This window comes from Pedobacter sp. Leaf41 (assembly GCF_001422545.1).
In the GTDB taxonomy this organism is placed as follows: Bacteria; Bacteroidota; Bacteroidia; order Sphingobacteriales; family Sphingobacteriaceae; genus Pedobacter.
Map to the genome: position 1 here is coordinate 49,954 of NZ_LMLE01000012.1, position 16,528 is coordinate 66,481.

The 16,528-nt window shown below is 38.0% G+C and carries 13 protein-coding genes; 8 read left to right on the forward strand and 5 right to left on the reverse strand.

Annotation, left to right across the window (positions count from 1 at the left end; all coding sequences use genetic code 11):
* Positions 1 to 112: 112 nt before the first annotated feature.
* On the reverse strand, positions 113 to 928 hold the full coding sequence (gene panB / locus ASE92_RS19790) for a 3-methyl-2-oxobutanoate hydroxymethyltransferase (protein WP_056851862.1): 816 nt from the start codon (positions 926 to 928) through the stop codon (positions 113 to 115).
* Positions 929 to 1,237: 309 nt separating this feature from the next.
* On the opposite strand from panB, the gene carA reads away from it, so the two are divergent.
* The 4 genes from carA (at position 1,238) to ASE92_RS19810 (ending at position 5,372) form a co-directional block, all read left to right on the forward strand.
* A complete protein-coding gene (gene carA / locus ASE92_RS19795) occupies positions 1,238 to 2,350 on the forward strand; it encodes a glutamine-hydrolyzing carbamoyl-phosphate synthase small subunit (RefSeq protein ID WP_056851863.1) in 1,113 nt (370 codons plus the stop codon).
* 200 nt (positions 2,351 to 2,550) lie between these two features.
* On the forward strand, positions 2,551 to 3,315 hold the full coding sequence (locus ASE92_RS19800; RefSeq protein WP_056851864.1) for an ABC transporter ATP-binding protein: 765 nt from the start codon (positions 2,551 to 2,553) through the stop codon (positions 3,313 to 3,315).
* Between the two features lie 143 nt (positions 3,316 to 3,458).
* On the forward strand, positions 3,459 to 4,535 hold the full coding sequence (locus ASE92_RS19805) for an ABC transporter permease (protein ID WP_056851865.1): 1,077 nt from the start codon (positions 3,459 to 3,461) through the stop codon (positions 4,533 to 4,535).
* 156 nt (positions 4,536 to 4,691) lie between these two features.
* On the forward strand, positions 4,692 to 5,372 hold the full coding sequence (locus tag ASE92_RS19810; protein ID WP_056851866.1) for a hypothetical protein: 681 nt from the start codon (positions 4,692 to 4,694) through the stop codon (positions 5,370 to 5,372).
* On the opposite strand, the gene ASE92_RS19815 is transcribed toward ASE92_RS19810, so the two are convergent.
* From ASE92_RS19815 to kbl, 4 genes are all read right to left on the reverse strand, one after another.
* Positions 5,369 to 5,944 carry a TetR/AcrR family transcriptional regulator gene (locus ASE92_RS19815; protein WP_056851867.1) on the reverse strand — a complete coding sequence of 192 codons (576 nt, stop codon included), beginning with the start codon at positions 5,942 to 5,944 and terminating at the stop codon, positions 5,369 to 5,371. The genes ASE92_RS19810 and ASE92_RS19815 overlap by 4 nt on opposite strands.
* On the reverse strand, positions 5,944 to 6,351 hold the full coding sequence (locus ASE92_RS19820; protein ID WP_056851868.1) for a hypothetical protein: 408 nt from the start codon (positions 6,349 to 6,351) through the stop codon (positions 5,944 to 5,946). Before ASE92_RS19820 ends, ASE92_RS19815 begins: the two co-directional genes overlap by 1 nt.
* Before the next feature lie 2 nt (positions 6,352 to 6,353).
* The gene (gene pheS / locus ASE92_RS19825) at positions 6,354 to 7,394 is read right to left on the reverse strand and encodes a phenylalanine--tRNA ligase subunit alpha (protein WP_056851869.1); all 1,041 of its coding nucleotides are present in this window, start codon (positions 7,392 to 7,394) and stop codon (positions 6,354 to 6,356) included.
* Positions 7,395 to 7,543: 149 nt separating this feature from the next.
* Complete coding sequence (gene kbl / locus ASE92_RS19830; protein ID WP_056851870.1) at positions 7,544 to 8,731, reverse strand: glycine C-acetyltransferase; 1,188 nt, start codon at positions 8,729 to 8,731, stop codon at positions 7,544 to 7,546.
* Positions 8,732 to 8,983: 252 nt separating this feature from the next.
* Here kbl and ASE92_RS19835 point away from each other — a divergent pair, with 252 nt between their 5' ends.
* The 4 genes from ASE92_RS19835 (at position 8,984) to ASE92_RS19855 (ending at position 16,348) form a co-directional block, all read left to right on the forward strand.
* Positions 8,984 to 11,431, forward strand: coding sequence for a DUF5686 and carboxypeptidase regulatory-like domain-containing protein (locus ASE92_RS19835; RefSeq protein WP_056851871.1), 2,448 nt, complete (start codon positions 8,984 to 8,986; stop codon positions 11,429 to 11,431).
* 94 nt (positions 11,432 to 11,525) lie between these two features.
* Positions 11,526 to 12,479: a rhodanese-related sulfurtransferase gene (locus ASE92_RS19840; protein WP_056851872.1), complete on the forward strand. Its 954-nt coding sequence runs from the start codon at positions 11,526 to 11,528 to the stop codon at positions 12,477 to 12,479.
* A 485-nt stretch (positions 12,480 to 12,964) separates the two neighbouring features.
* Positions 12,965 to 15,364: a polysaccharide biosynthesis tyrosine autokinase gene (locus tag ASE92_RS19850; RefSeq protein ID WP_056851874.1), complete on the forward strand. Its 2,400-nt coding sequence runs from the start codon at positions 12,965 to 12,967 to the stop codon at positions 15,362 to 15,364.
* A gap of 480 nt (positions 15,365 to 15,844) precedes the next feature.
* Positions 15,845 to 16,348 (forward strand): UpxY family transcription antiterminator, encoded by a 504-nt coding sequence (locus ASE92_RS19855; RefSeq protein WP_056851875.1) that lies wholly within the window; start codon positions 15,845 to 15,847, stop codon positions 16,346 to 16,348.
* Positions 16,349 to 16,528: the final 180 nt, after the last annotated feature.

Genomic DNA, 16,528 nt, shown 5'->3' on the forward strand with positions numbered 1-16,528 from the left:
CATTAGTTCATTTGATAAGCAAATCGTCTATTGCGAAAATTTATTAGTTAATCGGTTAGCTGCTTAATTGTTTGAAGCTGGAACTCAAAACTCAAAACGCCCAAATCCGAACTTAATATTGTTCTTTATCGTTAGGAAAATCGTTAGCTTTTACATCGCGGATATAGGATTGTGCGGCACCTAAAATTTCTTCGTATAGATTTAGATACTGACGCAGGAAACGTGGTTTAAAACCCTTGGTTAAACCAATCATATCGTTAACGACCAAAACCTGGCCATCGCAATGCGAACCTGCACCAATACCAATAGTAGGAATATGTAAACTTTCAGAAACCTCCTTACCAAGTGCAGCGGGAATCTTTTCTAAAACAATACTAAAACAACCAGCTGCTTGAAGCGCCAATACATCAGATTTTAATTTATTTGCTTCCTCCTCTTCTTTGGCTCTCACGGTGTAAGTTCCAAATTTATAAATAGATTGAGGCGTTAAACCCAAGTGCCCCATAACCGGAATTCCTGCAGTGATAATGCGTTGAACGGATTCGATAATTTCTTCGCCCCCTTCCAGCTTCACACCGTGTGCACCCGACTCCTTCATGATTCTGATCGCAGAATTTAAGGCCTCTTTAGAATTGCCCTGGTAAGAACCAAAAGGAAGATCTACCACTACGAAAGCACGTTTAACAGCCCTGATTACCGATGCGGCATGATAAATCATTTGATCTAGCGTAATGGGTAAAGTTGTTTCATGCCCGGCCATTACATTAGAAGCAGAATCTCCAACCAATAGTACGTCCAATCCGGCATCATCTAAAATGGTAGCCATGGAATAATCATAAGCCGTAAGCATTGATATTTTTTCACCACGCTGTTTCATTTCCTGCAAAATGTGCGTGGTTATTCTTTTGATTTCTTTATGTACTGACATTGGTTTTATTTTGCTGTTTCAAAAGTATCGTTTTTTCTTTAAAAAGAGGCCGAAGCGCAAAGCTAAAAGACCAAAGCTGCGAGAAATGAAAGCTGGCCGGTAGTTGTGCCCAAAGCTTTACGTTCTCAACTTTACACCTCAAACCTATTTCATATTTTTCTTTACATTTACAATGTTAAACCCTATCTTTGTACCCCGAAATGAAAGGGATTTATTCATCTTTTTTTGCCCCAAGCAAATACGGCTCAATTGCCGAGAGACATCCTTTTTTCAACTCTTTTTTAAATCAAAATCCATATTGTAATTACCATGACTAACTACACCAAGTTACCTGCGATTTTATTACTGGCCGATGGCACAGTTTTTTACGGCAAAGCTGCTGGAAAAATTGGCACCACTACTGGCGAAATTTGTTTTAACACCGGGATGACAGGATACCAGGAGATTTTTACTGATCCAAGTTACTTTGGCCAGATCATGGTAACCACTAATTCCCACATTGGTAATTACGGCATCCAAAGAGAGGAAATTGAATCGGACTCTATTAAAATAGCAGGTTTGGTTTGCAAAAACTATAATATTGTTTACAGTCGTAAACAAGCTACAGAATCTATTCAGGATTATTTCCAGAACGACAATTTAGTAGCTATTTCTGATATTGACACCCGTGCTTTGGTTCGCCACATTCGTGATAAAGGCGCAATGAATGCCATTATCTCATCAGAAATTACAGATCTTGATGAATTAAAAAAGAAATTATCGGAAGTACCATCTATGGAAGGTTTAGAGCTTTCTTCTCAGGTAAGTACAAAAGAGCCATACTTCTACGGAAATCCAGAGGCAAGCTTAAAAGTTGCTGCTCTTGATCTTGGTATTAAGAAAAACATTCTTCGCAGCTTCGAAAACCGTGATATTTATGTTCAGGTTTTCCCTGCTAAAACTAAGTTTGCTGAAATGGAAAAATTCAATCCGGATGGTTATTTTATTTCAAACGGCCCTGGCGACCCATCAGTAATGCCTTATGCCGTAGAAACAATTCAGGAAATATTAACAGAAGATAAACCATTGTTTGGTATTTGTTTAGGTCACCAATTATTGGCTGAAGCGAACGGAATCGGAACCATGAAAATGTTTAACGGCCACCGTGGCTTAAACCACCCGGTTAAAAACATTATTAAAAATCACTGCGAGGTAACTTCTCAAAACCATGGTTTTGGTGTAATTCCGGATGAAGTGAGAAACTCAGATAAAGTAGAAATTACACACGTAAACCTGAACGATAAATCTATTGAGGGGATTCGTGTAAAAGGGAAGAAGGCATTTTCGGTACAATATCACCCAGAATCTTCTCCAGGCCCACATGATTCCCGCTACTTATTTGATGATTTTGTAAACGTAATGAAAGGTGAGTTAACCTGGTAGCTTAAAGCTGAAAAGAAAAAGCTTAAAGACTATAGCGAAATATTAAATTCTGCGAATCTGCGGCTCAAATTAAAGCTGAAGATTCGCAGATTTGCTTTTAACGGAACCCGCATTGGGTTGTTCCATTATCCTGGAAACATTTTACAAAAAGTTCTTAAAAATTCATTTCTAATTCGTTTAAAGCTCCTTACATTCGCAATATGGAAACAAAAAAAGCCATCATCACGGTTACAGATCTTGTAAAAAAGTATGATGATTTCGTGGCCGTTCAGGGATTAAGTTTTGAAGTTTATGAAAATGAAATTTTCGGTTTGCTTGGACCAAACGGTGCTGGTAAAACAACAACGCTGGAAATCATTGAGACCTTAAGACCTAAAACCTCAGGAGAAATTGTAGTTGATGGCTTTTCAGTTGATAAAAATCCACAGGAAATAAAGCAGATTATTGGTGTGCAGTTACAGGCGGCAGGTTATTATCCAAACCTGAACCTTATTGAGTTGATAGAGCTTTTTGCTGGTTTGTATGGTGCAAATATTAAACCAATGGAAATGCTGGAAAAAGTAAACCTTCAGGATAAAGCAAAAGCGAAATACAAAGCTTTATCTGGGGGCCAAAAACAAAGGTTTTCCATTGCAACAACGCTGATCAATCAGCCAAAAATTATTTTTCTTGATGAGCCTACCACGGGCCTGGATCCTCAGGCGAGGAGAAATCTTTGGGATTTGATCACGGAAATCAGAGATGCCGGAACTACAGTAGTCATCACCACCCATTATATGGATGAGGCTGAGCAGCTTTGCGATCGTGTAGCTTTCGTAGAACGAGGGCAGATAATCGCTTTGGACACACCAGATAACTTAATTGACCAATTGGTGAACAGTGGTTTCGAGCGTAAAAAGGAAGTTAAAAAAGCCAATTTGGAAGATGTATTCATCAACCTGACTGGAAAAGAGTGGAGAGAATAATAATATTTTTTTTTGTAAAGAAATTACAGTAATCAAATTAATGTTACTCCCTTTTTACGTTTTAATCCCGATTTTCATCGGGAGCTGCCACTAAAATCGGGTTTAAGAAAAATAGTAAAATCACTATTAATCATAAATAGTAAATGAAAAAATACAGCAATACTACTGCTACCTTAGCATTAGCGAAAGCAAGTTTCCGTTCCATTATGCGGAGTCCATCTGCGGTGGTTTTTACCCTTGCCTTTCCTTTGATTTTTATTTTGGTATTTGGGTTTTTAGGCGGTGGTGGAACGAGAATAGATGTCGGGGTTAATCCGGGATCGGACGTTGATAATCCCGTTATTTCAATGCTTGCAAAGACAGGCATGATCAGACTGGTCAAAGACAAATCCCAAGAGGATTTTAATAAATTACTGGAGAAGGGAAATATCGATGCCATGATTGATGTTCACAGAAAAGTGAACAGCGCAGCATACTCCGTGAATGTGGTATATACATCAGCTTCAAGAGATAAAGGTGGCATTTTAAAATCGGTATTAAATAATGTTTTTTACGATAAAACTTTAAAACCCACAGTAGCCGAAATAAAAGAAAGCACCATCACCGGGCGAGAATATAAAACCATCGATTTTATTTTGCCGGGGCAGTTAGGCTTTTCATTGTTAAGCACAGGAGTTTTCGGAACGGCATTCGTATTTTTAAGTTTACGCCAAACACTTGTAATTAAACGTTTCTTTGCTACCCCTGTTAAAAGATCGAGCATCGTTATTGGCGAAGGGATTGCAAGGATAGGTTTTGCGCTAATTGGTGCAGTTTTTATCATATTATTGGGCCATTTCTTTTTTGGCTTCACCTTGGTTCATGGTGCGATCACAGTCGTCAATATGCTCATATTAGCTACCATGGGCATCATTGTATTTATGGGTTTTGGTTTTATCATCTCAGGCATTGCCAAAAGCGAAAGCATGGTGCCTCCTATTTCTAACATTGTTACCCTTCCCCAATTTTTGCTATCAGGAACATTTTTTTCCATCGAAGCCTTTCCAACGTGGTTGCAACCTATCAGCAGGGCGCTGCCTTTAACGTATCTGAATGATGCAATGCGAAAGGTAGCTTTTGAAGGCGCTGGTTTATGGGATGTGAAATTCCAGATTATGATTCTTTTGATTTGGGGAATTGTAATTTATGCAATAGCGGTGAAGGTATTTAAGTGGGAATAAAATTAGAGGTAGATCACATTTCTTAATAAGCTATCTATTTTCATAGTGAACGAAAATTTACTCAGCTGCCTTTGATGAAAGATTAGGAGAACATCCTCTTAACCTTTTTTAACTTTTAAGCACTTAGCAATAGCGTATTTTTGGCAAAATTGCTTTATGAAAAACCTATTCATTTTTTGCCTTTTCCTGAGTTCTTTTCAAGCAGGCGCTCAATTTAAATTCCTGGCTAACAATAGTTCTAACCAATACAAAGCTAAAATTTTTGTTGCTGAATGCGAAAATGATGTATGCGGAGGCAAGGCAACCATCATTTTATATGATAAAATATCAGATAAAGAATTGGAAACATTTCGCTCTCCTGATTTAGATTTTAGCCTCAATGGCAACCAAGACGCAAAAATAGGCTGGCTCGATTTGGGAAAGTATCAAAGTCCGCTGATTTTTGGTGATTTTAATTTCGATGGCATTGAAGATTTAGCGATACGAAATGGAAGTAAAGGGCTGTACATGAGTCCATCTTATGATATTTATCTGGCGACCAACAACAAATTCTTATTAAGTAAAGAATTAACCAAGCTGGCGAGTGAAAACCTGGGAATGTTTGGTATTGATAAGAAAGATAAGCTACTCAGCGTTGAGCAGAAAAACGGTTGCTGCTACCAGCAAACGATCAGTTACCGCATTGATAAAAAAAACCTTGTCACCGAAGTTTCGTCGGTAATTGAAGATTCTAGCATTGGCGATGACGTTACCGTAATTACAACGAAAGTAGTGAATGGCAAAACACAACGCACTGTACAGAAATATAAAGCCAAGGATTACTATTCAGTAAACTAGAGTGCTGCCTTAACCAAAAATGGAAGTATTTCTTTTTGAAAACTAACAAAGTTTTTGCGAACATCAGAATCGCTTACCGAGGTAAAAGCGAAAGAGAAAACAATGCTTTTACTCGCTTTAAGTAGAAATGCTAAACCCTCTCTCCTTGCAGGATTGTTTTTAAAGGTCTCAAGCTCCAGGTAAGCTGCTAATAAAAGTGCCTCCAGCTGATCAGATAAATGCTTTAAAAACTCTTGCGAATTGGCATTCTCCCGTACAAAATCCCAACCGATAAATTCATTGCAGGCAGTGAATGAAAGCCTGCTGGTTTTCATCACCAACGCTTTAAGGTGCTCCTCTTCCGAGCCGTAGCTTACCTTATTGTTGATTATTTCATGCAGGTTCTGATCCAGATAATCCATTAAGATGCTATCTAAAACCTGCTCCTTACTTTCAAAGTATTTGTAAATGGTTGCTTTTGCTATCCTTGCTTTTTTGGCAATTTCGTTAACACTTGTTTTGTGATAACCATATTTCCTAAAAAGTTCTTTGGCAGCTTTTTTTACTGTTTCTTTAATTTTTTCAGCTTCCATTAATTTCTGACGTTAATTGTAGTATTGCCTTGTAAAGACACACTATATGTTTTTAAAGTCTTCTCGGCTGGTGCTTTTTGTGGCGTACCATCGAGAAGAGAAAATTTTGCACCCGAACATGGATCGGTAGCTGTTAAACCACTATCATCGGGAACAATTTTACATTTGCTATCGGGATTTACGGTACTACAACGATCGAAAGCTACAAAACCACCAAGTGGAGTTCTAACGATCACCAAACCTGCTATTCCATTATTTGGAACCAATAGTACATTGTTCACTGCTTTTATTCCGAATTCTACCAGGGTAACATTATAATTAACCGGTACATCGGGAATAAAGTTTTCTTCTTTGCCGCAGCTTACAAACAGAAAACACACGAACACAATACTAAACAGATACCTCATAATTAAATCAAGGCAGATTTATACTGGTTTAAAAAGCGAACATCGTTTTCTGAAAAAAGACGTAAATCTTTAATCACATACTTCAGATTGGTAATTCTTTCTATTCCCATACCAAAGGCAAAACCACTGTATTTTTTCGAGTCGATGCCACAGTTTTCCAATACATTTGGATCTACCATTCCACAACCTAAAATTTCTACCCAACCGCTGTACTTACACATATTGCAACCTGCACCTTTACAAATGGTACAAGAGATATCCATTTCGGCAGATGGCTCAGTAAATGGAAAATATGACGGACGGAAACGTACCTGAGTACCTTCACCGTACAATTCCTGAACGAAATAAAATAAGGTTTGCTTTAAATCAGCAAACGACACATTTTCATCTACATACAAACCTTCAATCTGGTGAAAAAAGCAATGCGCTCTTGCAGAAATGGCTTCGTTACGGTAAACTCTTCCTGGCATAATGGCACGGAAAGGCGGTTGCCCTTGTTCCATCATCCGCACCTGAACAGATGAAGTATGTGTACGTAAAGCGATATCACCTTTTTCGCCGCCTTTCTTAATGAAGAACGTATCCTGCATATCTCTCGCAGGGTGTTCTTCAGGAAAGTTTAAGGCAGAGAAATTGTGCCAGTCATCCTCAATCTCCGGCCCCTCGGCAACGGTGAAACCTAGTTTAGCAAAAATTTCTACAATCTCCCTACGCACTAAAGCCAGCGGGTGACGAGATCCGATTTCAAATCCTTCACCTGGTAACGTCAAATCAAGACTAACGTCTTCAGTTTTTGAGCTATTACTTTCTGTAGATTCTTTTAAAGTTTGATATTTAGATTCGGCAAGTTGTTTAAACTCATTTAAAACTTTTCCTAATGATCTTTTTTCTTCAGTTGAGACAGTTTTGAATTCTTCAAAAATTTCTTTGATAATTCCTTTACTGCCCAAATATTTGATACGAAATTGCTCCAGTTCGTCAGCCTTTTCTGTTACGAAAGCATTTATCTTTTCCGAATATTGTGTTATTTTATCCTGCAACATGGCTTCAAATATACGGCAAATAATCTAAAATTTTAAGTGATAACGGGTTCAAATAATCAGTTTACAATATCATTATAAAAGAAAATGAACTCAAAACAAAAAAAGCCGCAATTAAGCAGCTTTCTTAAATCATATAAAACTTATAGAAGTTAAATCACTCCTAATTCTTTACCAACTTTTGTAAAAGCAGCAATGGCTTTATCCAAGTGGTGTTGCTCATGACCTGCTGAGAGCTGCACACGAATCCGGGCTTTACCTTGTGGAACTACAGGATAGAAAAATCCGATCACATAAATGCCTTCATCCAACATTTTTGCCGCAAACTCCTGTGCTATTTTAGCATCGTAAAGCATTACCGGCACAATTGGGTGAAAACCTGGTTTGATATCAAAGCCAGCTTCAGTCATTTTTTGGCGGAAATATTTAGTGTTGCTTTCCAGCTTATCTCTAAGCGATGTAGTTTCGCTCAACATATCCAGCACCGCAATTGATGCTCCTGCAATGGCAGGAGCTAAAGTATTGGAGAATAAATACGGACGGGAACGCTGACGCAACATATCAATAATTTCTTTTTTACCAGAAGTGAAACCGCCAGAAGCACCTCCCAACGCTTTTCCCAAGGTACCGGTGATGATATCAATCCGATCCATTACATTGAAATGCTCGTGCGTCCCTCTGCCAGTTTTACCAATAAATCCAGAACAGTGCGATTCATCAATCATGATCAACGCTTCATATTTATCAGCCAGGTCAGCGATTTTGTCAAGGGGCGCTACTGATCCATCCATAGAAAAAGCACCATCAGTAACAATGATTCTATGTCTGCAATCTTTGGCAGCAATCAGTTGCTTCTCCAAATCTTCCATATCGGCATTTTTATATCGGAAACGCTGTGCTTTACACAAACGAACACCATCAATAATAGAAGCGTGGTTTAATTCATCAGAAATAATGGCATCTTCAGCATTAAATAAGGGCTCAAAAACACCTCCGTTGGCATCAAAGGCAGCAGCATATAAAATGGTATCTTCCGTACCTAAAAATTGAGATATTTTCGCTTCCAATTCCTTGTGAACATCCTGCGTTCCGCAGATAAAACGAACCGAAGACATCCCATAGCCATGATCATCAATCGCTTTTTTTGCCGCCTCGATTACTTTAGGATGCGAAGAAAGACCCAGGTAGTTATTTGCACAAAAATTGATCACCTCTGCCCCGCCGCTTACTTTGATATCGGCACCTTGTGGTGTTATGATTATTCGTTCGCGTTTAAACAACCCAGCGTTTTCTATTTCTTCAAGTTCTTTTTGGAGAACAGGTTTAAGTGTTTTATACATGGCTTTTTTAATATTTTTTCGTTCTCCAAAGTTATAAAAAAAACTCCTTGACAACTTAAAACCACCTAGATTGCTTGTAACTATTTAAGCGCAAACGTTTGATATTTTATCAAAATGCGCTTTTATATTCTTCACACAAGATATCAAAAACGCTAAAAACTTATTTTTTATTCAACTTAACAAACTTTAACACACCACTATGTGTATAGTGTTAAAACTTATTCGATATTTATAGCTCACTAACTAATAAACATGACCCGACTTTGCGCACTCATCCTTCTTTGTAGTTTAACTCAGCTGGCAATAGCACAACAATATACGGTTAGCGGAACAATTAAGGATACAGGCGGACAACCAGTTCCTTTTGCATCAGTTTACATTAAAAATACCACTACCGGAACATCGGCAAATGTTGATGGGAAATACGCTATTAAACTTCAAAAAGGTGATTATATCATAAGCTACCGTGCAGTTGGCTACAAACAACAGGATTATAAAGTAAAGTTATCGGAAACCATTAATAACGACGTGATCCTGGCCTCAGAAAGTTATACCCTTGAAAATGTGACCATTAAAGGTAATGCCGAAGACCCGGCATTTGAGATTATTAGAAAAGCCATAAAGCAGCGCAAAATACATTTGGAAGAGGTAAAAGCCTTTACCTGCGATGTTTATATTAAGGGCGTACAAAAGTTAAAAGGCGCACCCAAGAAATTTATGGGAAGAGATATTCAAAAGGTTATGGAATTGGATTCGAACCGACAAGGGATTCTTTACCTCTCTGAATCAAACAGTAAATTTAGTTTCCGCAGACCTAATGATGTTCATGAAGAGATGATTTCTTCGAAAGTGGCCGGAAGAAATAATGCTTTCAGTTTCAACAAGGCTTCTGATTTAATTATCAATTTTTATGATAATTATCTACTGGAAAACAAGCTCAGTGCAAGAGGTTTTATTTCGCCTATTGCAGATAATGCCCTGTTTTATTACAAATATAAGCTGGTTGGCGAATCGAAAGAAAACGGCGAATTGATCCATAAAATTCAAGTGATTCCACGAAGGGAGAACGATCCTGTTTTTAGAGGCTACATTTATATTATAGATGAAAGCTGGAGAATTTACAATACGGATGTTTACCTGACGGAGAAATCTGGCATCAATTTTATCGACACGCTAAATATTAATCAGCAATTCACGAAAGTCAAAGACACTTACATGCCAACGAACATCAATTTTCAATTCGCCGGCAGCGTTTTAGGGTTTAAACTTGCAGGCTATTTTGTCGGCGTTTACAGCAATTATGATCTCGACCCTAAGTTCCCTAAAGACCGTTTCAATGGAGAAATATTAAAAATCACCAAATCGGTGAATAAAAAAGATTCCCTTTACTGGATCAATAATCGCCCTATTCCATTGACTCCCGATGAGCAGGTAAACTATATCAAAAAAGACAGTATCGCGAAGCGGAAAGAGTCGAAAGTTTATTTGGATTCGTTGGAGAAAGAGAACAATGAGTTTAAGATCACTAAATTATTACTCAGGGGCTATAGCCAGAACGATCGCTATCATAAACAGTATTTAAGTTTTGATCCTGTTTTAAAATCCATCTTTTATAATACCGTGGAGGGATTTGCCATTAAATATGGAGTAACTTATCGACAGGATTTCGAAAACAGACGTTCCTATTCCATCAGACCGGAGCTGAGATACGGTTTTGCCAACAAAAAGTTAACCGGAAGCTTAACCGGAAATTATTATTACGATCCATTGAAACGTGCCTCTTTTGGCGGCTCTTTCGGTAACGGAATTTTTGATTTAAACAACCTGGGTTCGATGACCCCCCTGGGAAATACCATTAACTCTTTACTTTACGAAAAGAATTTCCCGAAATTTTACGAAAAAAGCTTTGTGAGTTTATATACCACAAGAGAGTTGGCCAGCGGCTTACAGGCCAGTTTAAGTGCAGATTATAGTAAAAGCAACACCTTAACCAACAGCACAGATTTTAAGTTTTTTGATGCGAAAGACAGGGAGTTTACCTCTAACAATCCATTCTCTCCAAATGCAGAAATACCACTTTTCCCTACCTATAAATCATTTAGCGCAACGGCAAGTTTAACCTATACCATCGGACAAAAATACATTACCCGCCCTGATGGAAAGTTTTATACCGAATCTAACTTCCCTAAAATTACGGTGTTGTATAAAAAAGGATTTAATGGTGTTTTCGGTAGCGATATTGATTATGATTTTGCTAAAGTTGAAATAGCGCAAGACCGGATAGGTTTAGGTTTATGGGGTTATACTTCCTTCCTTGTTGGTGCCGGAAAATTCCTGAATAATGACAAGGTTTATTACCCGGAATACAAACATTTTGCCGGTAACATTTCTACCATCTTCCCACCAAACTTAAGGAAGTTTCAGTACCTCGATTTCTATCAGTTTAGCACCAATCAACAATATTTTGAAGCCCATGTTGAGCACAATTTTGCAGGCTTTTTCTTAAATAAAGTGCCATTATTACGCAAAGCGAAGCTTGAGGAATTTATTGGTGGAGGCTATTTATCATCACCTGAAAAAAGAAATTACAAGGAATTTTACTTCGGTATACAACGATTGGTACTCAGAGTGAGTTATGGCTTTGCTTATGATGGCCCAACAAAATTAACGCAAGGATTTAGAATAGCGTACGGTTTTTAAAAGGTAAGAGGTTGCAGGAAAACCTGCAACCTTTGCCTTTTTTTATTATCTTTGCCCCGCTTTAAACGCCGTTTGCAACGGTATCAACAGCGTTATGAAAAAATATCAAACACTACTTTACTATTGCTATAGTCACATAGCAGAGGCAGAACAATTTGCTGCCGATCACCTTAAATTTTGTAAATCATTGGATTTAGTTGGCCGTATCATAGTGGCTGATGAAGGTTTAAATGGCACTGTTTCTGGCAGCCCCGAATCGTGTGAGGCTTACATGAAAGCCATCCATGCGGATGAGCGTTTTGCGAAAACAGAATTTAAAATTGATGAGGTGGAAGAACCATCTTTCCTGAAAATGCATTGCCGTTATAAATCGGAGATTGTTCATTCTGGTTTACGCGATACTTCAATCATCAATCCAAATGAGAAAACAGGAAAACATCTGGAACCTACAGAATTCATGAAAATGAAGGATGATGAAGATGTGGTCATTCTAGATGTTCGCTCAAATTATGAGCATAATTTAGGGAAGTTTAAAAATGCTATTACCCTTGATATTGAAAATTTCAGAGATTTTCCGGATCAGATTAACCAGCTCGCCCAATATAAAGACAAAAAGATTTTAACCTATTGCACCGGCGGTATTAAGTGTGAGAAAGCTTCTGCGCTGTTGCTGCATCATGGTTTTAATGATGTGTATCAATTGCATGGTGGGATCATCAAATATGGCAAGGAAGCTGGCGGAAAGGATTTTGAAGGCAAATGTTATGTTTTCGATAACCGTATTGCCGTGGATGTGAATCAGGTAAATCCAACGGTCGTTTCAGTTTGTTATAACTGTGGAAAAACCACACCTAAAATGATCAACTGCGCTAATCCAGAGTGCAATGAGCACATTACGCAGTGCGATGAATGCGGCGAAGAATTACAAGGATGTTGTTCAACAGCCTGCACTACGAATCCGCGTAGACGGCCTTATGATGGAACCGGATACTATGTAAAAGTACCACAACCGGTTGCTAAAAAGATAGCGGAAACATCAGTAGTTTAATTTAACTGTTCTTTACTTTATAATTGATTATCATAACCTTTATTTCGTAAGTTTTTGTGGCGGTATCATAACAACCGAATGTCATCCTGAGCCTGTCGAAAGACGCATTAAATTGTTTGAAATAGCGTTTCGACAAGCTTAACGTGACAATGTCTGCGGCGAATTGATTTATAATACAGCCACCGAAAATAATACAAGCGCAGGTATATTCCACCGCTTTATTCTGTGCTTTTTTGATTTTGATGAACTTCGTTTTGACCAAACTACTATCAGGTTTGATTGAGTCAACATGATCATCGAATTACTAATGGTTTGTCCCTTCCTGAAAAAAAATTACATAGAAAATTTTTTTTAGGAGGGGACAAAGCCTGTAACAAGATGAACAGAAATAAGTACGGGAGACCACAAAAATAATGTCTTTTAAAAAATACCGCGTATCTTTATAACTTTATCTTTTGGTCCCAAACAATCTAAAACAGTATACATTGACAGAGTTAGTTCAAGAGAACAAGGCTGTAAGCCAAAGTATTGATTTCTATAAAATCTTCAGGGTATTTTTGAGTCGTTGGTATTGGGTTGCTTTTACCGTAACCGTTGCACTTTGCGGGGCATGGCTTTATTTATGGTACACCCCTCCTATTTATCAGACCGGTGCATCATTAAAATTAGAAGATAGCAACCCTGCTATTAGCACAGGTGGCCAGGCAGCCATGCAAAATTATAACTACACCGACAAAATACAGGCAGAGAGTTTTACCATTCGCAGCAATGAGGTAATTGCAAATGCTGTTAAAACACTTGATTATAAAATTAGCTATTACCTGAAAGGCCGTGTGAGAACGACAGAGCTTTACCCAAATGTGCCTTTCGTTATCGAAATTATTAAGCAAGACAGCGTAAATTTTGGCAGATCACTATATTCTGTTAAAGGAATTGACAATCAGAGTTTTCAAATTTCTTCGGCTGATAACGAGGATGCAAAATCTATTTTAAAATACGGTCAGCGCATAGATATGGGAAATATGACCTTTCGGATTAAAGATAAAATCCCGGTTAACAGCACCTATCAATTCAAATTTAATAGCAAAGAAGATTTTATTGGTCGTGCAATGGGCGGCTTAAACATAGGCGAAGCTGCCCGTTTTACCAACGTAATGAGCTTAAGCCAAACAGATGCCAATGCCGTTTTTGCTGCAGATATCTTAAATGCGATCATGAAGGAATACGTGAAGTATGATGTAATTCAGCGAAGAAGATCAGCCAGGCAAACAGTAGATTTTATTGACAATCAACTCGGTTTTATCAATACCGAGGCAGGAAAATCAGGCAGTACGCTAGCCAATTATAAAACACAAAATAAGATGGTCGACATGAGTTCCTCTACTGCGATGACAGTTGGGAAACTTGCAGACTTTGAAAAACAGAAAACAGAACTCAACCTTAAATTGCTGGGCATTAAACAGCTGGAAGAACAGATCAACAACAACAGAAATAAAGTAGAAATTGGGGTTGATTTAGAAGGCGATTTAAGTACAGGTTTAGGTGCACTGGTTACGCAGCTCAACACATTACTCGCTAACAGGGAAATAAAGCTTAATCAATTTAACCCCGAATCTCAACCCGTTAAACAGGTAGAGCAACAGATTGCTAATGTAAAATCGGGCATTAGAAGCAGCATCCAGGGCATGCGTAAAAATAACGAGGCCACTATCCGCTACATCGATAATCAGATTGCTGGGGTTACCCAAAGCATGAGCACAATCCCGGTAAAGGAGCAAAACTTTGTGAAACTGCAAACCAACTTCGAAGTAAACAATAAGGTAAGGTCTTATTTATCAGAAAAGAAACTTGAAGCGGAGATGAATGCCGCGGCTATTGTTCCAGGTGCATCCATTGTAAACCCGGCCTACCCTTCTTACTATGCCATTTCTCCAAATAGCAGCAAAGCTTACAGCACAGCACTTATGCTGGGTTTGGCCTCGGGTTTTGGCTTGATTTTATTGGTTCGTTTTTTAAACCCATACATTTACGATAAGGAAACTGTTGAAGGATTAACGCATACGCCTATTATTGGTGTGATCCGCAAATTTCCGGATTATATAGATCAGGATAGCAGACAAGCACTTTCTTTATCAAAACCCAAATCTGTTTTTGCAGAATCGGTGAGATCAGTTCGAACGAATTTAAGTTTTCTGGCGAGCCACAAGGCCAGCAAGGTGATTTGTATCACTTCAGAAATTTCAGGAGAAGGGAAATCATTCGTTACGATTAACCTTGCCAGTACTTTAGCGTTAATAGAGAAAAGGGTGATCCTGGTTGCAGCCGATTTGCGTAAATCTAAATTGCATAAGGCTTTTGGAAGCGATAATAAGAAAGGGTTAAGTTCATTGCTCTCTGGTCAAACTACCTTAGAAGAGGTGATGATTCATGATAAAGTTCATCATATCGATTTTATTCCTTCCGGACCTGTCCCTCCAAATCCTTCAGAATTACTGCACACTGCGGCCATGAAAGATTTACTGAAAAAACTGGAAGCCGATTACGATTATGTTCTGGTGGATACCGCACCGGTTGGTTTGGTGTCTGACGCCATTCCATTAATCCGGTCTTCTGATATTAACTTGTTTGTGATTCGTTCTGGAGTTTCACAACAAAGAGCCGCTAATATTCCCGAACGCTTATCGAGAGAATATGGATTGAGTAATTTAGCGATCATTTTAAATGCATTTGGCGATGATGCGCTTTACGCTAACTATTATACAACAGATTATTCTCGTGGCGGCGGCAACAGCACCTACTACTATTCCGATTATTCCGGATATTCAGGTTCTGGATATTACGATGACGAAAATAGAAAGTGGTGGATGTTTTGGAAGAAAAAGTAGTTCGAGGTCTAATGAAGATTTTTTGGTAACCAGACCGATTGGAATTGCACAATGAAAAACAATCCGTGGTTAGATAAAAGAAATCTAAGCGCTGTTTATCCACACCAATCTATTGGCATGTTTTCAGCAAGATACTTTCTTTTGCAATTAGGTTAATCTGGTTTTAACGAAATCGATCAATAATCCAGAAATATTAATTGACATTTAGCAATAATATAAGAAGAAAAAAAGCGGTTTTAAAATTAGAATTGAGTAGTTTTGATTCTATATTGCTCCTGACAAATTAAAATTTATAAACCACAATCTCATTGATGATTGCTCGTCCCATTTGGTTAAATTTTTCTTATATCTACAAATTAAGAACCCTTGTAGTTTTCTTACAAGGACAATCTTTTACCTATTCTGTTTTTTTTATCATAGCTTCCAATAAGCGGGATCAACTCTCCAAGATGATCGGAACTTTTAATCTTGATTTTGCTTATGATTGATCAAAACTATAAATGGTTTCCTGTTTATACGAGATCAAGAGCGGAGAAAAAAGCTTATGATGAATTGCTGCGCAAAGGTATTAAGGCTTATCTGCCACTAAAAAAAACATTAAAACAATGGAGCGACCGGAAGAAAATTATAGAAGAGCCTTTAATAAAATCTTATCTCTTCGTCCATATCTCAACTAAAGAGCATAGCGAAGTTTTAATGACGAACGGGATTTCAAGATTTCTTTATTTTTCTGGAAAAATAGCTTACATGCCCGACCAGCAAATCGATCAACTGAAGCTATTATTGGCTACCGACGAAGAGTTGGAAGTTTTTGACCATGAGATTAAACCAGGGCAGAAAGTGCTGATTAAAGCCGGACCTTTTAAAGATATGATTGCAGAAATGGTTTCAGTACACAATAAACAACGTATAATTTTACGTTTAGATAATATCGGGTATTCCATTGAAATTAATACATCAATGGCATTTGTGGAACCGATTTAAGTATAGAAAGTGTGAGATTCAAGCTGGCGTTTAGTTGGCTCGGTAAGCGATCCTAAACCTTAAAGATGCGGTGGAAGACCTATCGAAACAATAATTAAAAAGAATAGTAATTAAACAGTTAGCATAAACTGTTTGGTTTTAAAAACATAAAAAGGTGTTAAGTTTGAATGAGGCAGCATC

Excerpts from the sequence above, each read along its gene's own strand:
- kbl (WP_056851870.1), bottom strand. The coding sequence starts at position 8,731 with ATGTATAAAACACTTAAACCTGTTCTCCAAAAAGAACTTGAAGAAATA.
- ASE92_RS19835 (WP_056851871.1), top strand. The coding sequence starts at position 8,984 with ATGACCCGACTTTGCGCACTCATCCTTCTTTGTAGTTTAACTCAGCTG.
- carA (WP_056851863.1), top strand. The coding sequence starts at position 1,238 with ATGACTAACTACACCAAGTTACCTGCGATTTTATTACTGGCCGATGGC.
- ASE92_RS19805 (WP_056851865.1), top strand. The coding sequence starts at position 3,459 with ATGAAAAAATACAGCAATACTACTGCTACCTTAGCATTAGCGAAAGCA.
- ASE92_RS19820 (WP_056851868.1), bottom strand. The coding sequence starts at position 6,351 with ATGAGGTATCTGTTTAGTATTGTGTTCGTGTGTTTTCTGTTTGTAAGC.
- ASE92_RS19800 (WP_056851864.1), top strand. The coding sequence starts at position 2,551 with ATGGAAACAAAAAAAGCCATCATCACGGTTACAGATCTTGTAAAAAAG.
- ASE92_RS19815 (WP_056851867.1), bottom strand. The coding sequence starts at position 5,944 with ATGGAAGCTGAAAAAATTAAAGAAACAGTAAAAAAAGCTGCCAAAGAA.
- panB (WP_056851862.1), bottom strand. The coding sequence starts at position 928 with ATGTCAGTACATAAAGAAATCAAAAGAATAACCACGCACATTTTGCAG.
- pheS (WP_056851869.1), bottom strand. The coding sequence starts at position 7,394 with ATGTTGCAGGATAAAATAACACAATATTCGGAAAAGATAAATGCTTTC.
- ASE92_RS19810 (WP_056851866.1), top strand. The coding sequence starts at position 4,692 with ATGAAAAACCTATTCATTTTTTGCCTTTTCCTGAGTTCTTTTCAAGCA.
- ASE92_RS19840 (WP_056851872.1), top strand. The coding sequence starts at position 11,526 with ATGAAAAAATATCAAACACTACTTTACTATTGCTATAGTCACATAGCA.
- ASE92_RS19855 (WP_056851875.1), top strand. The coding sequence starts at position 15,845 with ATGATTGATCAAAACTATAAATGGTTTCCTGTTTATACGAGATCAAGA.